Origin of the sequence: Streptomyces sp. HNM0574, assembly GCF_012726235.1 — a bacterium.
GTDB lineage: Bacteria > Actinomycetota > Actinomycetes > Streptomycetales > Streptomycetaceae > Streptomyces.
In genome coordinates this window covers 1-2,015 of record NZ_JAASAH010000034.1, presented here as the reverse complement: position 1 = coordinate 2,015, position 2,015 = coordinate 1, and the positions used below count along the sequence as shown (strand labels likewise).

Sequence of the window (2,015 nt, the reverse complement as noted above, 5' to 3'; positions counted from 1 at the left end):
GTTGAGGCGCGCAGCCGCTTGATGTCGTGACCGCCCAAAGTGATCGGCGGCAGCGCACACGCCGAGTCACCCGAGTGGATACCGGCCTCCTCGATGTGCTCCATCACCCCACCGAGGTAGAGCTCCTGCCCGTCGTAGAGCGCGTCGACGTCGATCTCGATCGCGTCGTCCAGGAAACGGTCGATCAACACCGGCCTGGCGGGGCTGATTTCGGTGGACTCGGCGATGTACGTGGACAGGCGCGGCTCGTCGTAGACGATCTCCATGCCCCGGCCGCCGAGGACGTACGAGGGCCGGACGAGGACGGGGTAGCCGATCTCGTCGGCGATCTCCTTCGCCTCGGTGAACGTGGTCGCGGTCCCGTGCTTGGGCGCCGGCAGGCCCGCCCTGGCGAGCACCTGGCCGAACGCGCCGCGCTCCTCCGCGAGATCGATCGCCTCCGGCGAAGTCCCCACGATCGGCACGCCGTTGTCCTTCAGCGCCTGCGCCAACCCGAGCGGAGTCTGACCACCGAGCTGCACGATCACACCGGCGACGGGGCCGGCGGCCTGCTCGGCGTGCACGATCTCCAGCACGTCCTCCAGCGTCAACGGCTCGAAATACAGCCGGTCGGAGGTGTCGTAATCCGTCGAAACCGTCTCCGGATTACAGTTGACCATCACCGTCTCGTAACCCGCATCCGACAGCGCGAACGAGGCGTGCACACAGGAGTAGTCGAACTCGATGCCCTGACCGATCCGGTTCGGCCCCGAACCCAGAATGATCACCGCAGGCTTCTCCCGCGACGCCACCTCCGACTCCTCATCGTACGAAGAGTAGAAGTACGGCGTCTTCGCCGCGAATTCCGCCGCACAAGTATCCACCGTCTTGTACACCGGGCGTATCTGGAGGGCGTGCCGGAGTTCGCGTACCACGTCCTCGCGGAGGCCGCGGAGGGCGGCGATCTGGGCGTCGGAGAAGCCCGTGCGTTTCGCCTCGGTCAGCAACTCGGTGTCGAGGCAGGGGGATTGGGCCAGTTCGTCGGCGGTTTCCTTGATGAGGAACAGCTGGTCGACGAACCACGGGTCGATCTTCGTCGCCTCGAAGACCTCCTCCTGACTCGCGCCCGCCCGGATCGCCTGCATCACCGTCTGGATCCGGCCGTCCGTCGGACGCACCGACTCCCGCAACAACTCCACCTTGTCCCCGACCGGGGAAGTGAAATCGAAGGAACTGCCCTTCTTCTCCAGCGAACGCAGCGCCTTGTTCAACGCCTCCGGGAAACTCCGCCCGATCGCCATCGCCTCACCGACCGACTTCATCGTCGTCGTCAGCGTGTTGTCCGCAGCCGGGAACTTCTCGAACGCGAACCGCGGCGCCTTCACCACCACATAATCCAACGTCGGCTCGAACGACGCCGGAGTCTGCTCCGTGATGTCATTCGGAATCTCATCCAACGTGTACCCGACCGCCAACTTCGCCGCGATCTTCGCAATCGGGAAACCCGTCGCCTTCGACGCCAACGCCGACGAACGCGACACCCGCGGATTCATCTCGATCACCACGACACGGCCGTCCACCGGATTCACCGCAAACTGAATATTGCAGCCACCCGTATCGACACCCACCTCACGGATCACCGCAATCCCGATGTCCCGCAACACCTGATACTCACGGTCCGTCAGCGTCATCGACGGAGCCACCGTGATCGAATCCCCCGTGTGCACACCCATCGGATCGAAATTCTCGATCGAGCACACCACCACGACATTGTCGTTCTTGTCGCGCATCAACTCCAGCTCGTACTCCTTCCACCCCAGAATCGACTCCTCCAGGAGCACCTCGGTGGTCGGAGACAACGTCAGACCCGTACTCGCCATCCGACGCAACTCGCCCTCGTCGTGCGCAAAACCCGAACCGGCACCGCCCATCGTGAACGAGGGACGCACCACCACCGGGTAACCGCCCAGCTCCTCGACCCCGTTGAGCACATCGTCCATCGAGTGGCAGATGTAGGAACGCGCGGATTCGCCGTG

At 64.3% G+C, this 2,015-nt stretch carries 1 protein-coding gene; it reads right to left on the bottom strand.

The features are described from left to right. Positions 1-2,015: carbamoyl-phosphate synthase large subunit (carB, locus tag HCC30_RS28175; protein ID WP_169445753.1), on the bottom strand; the 2,015-nt coding region annotated here is incomplete at both ends.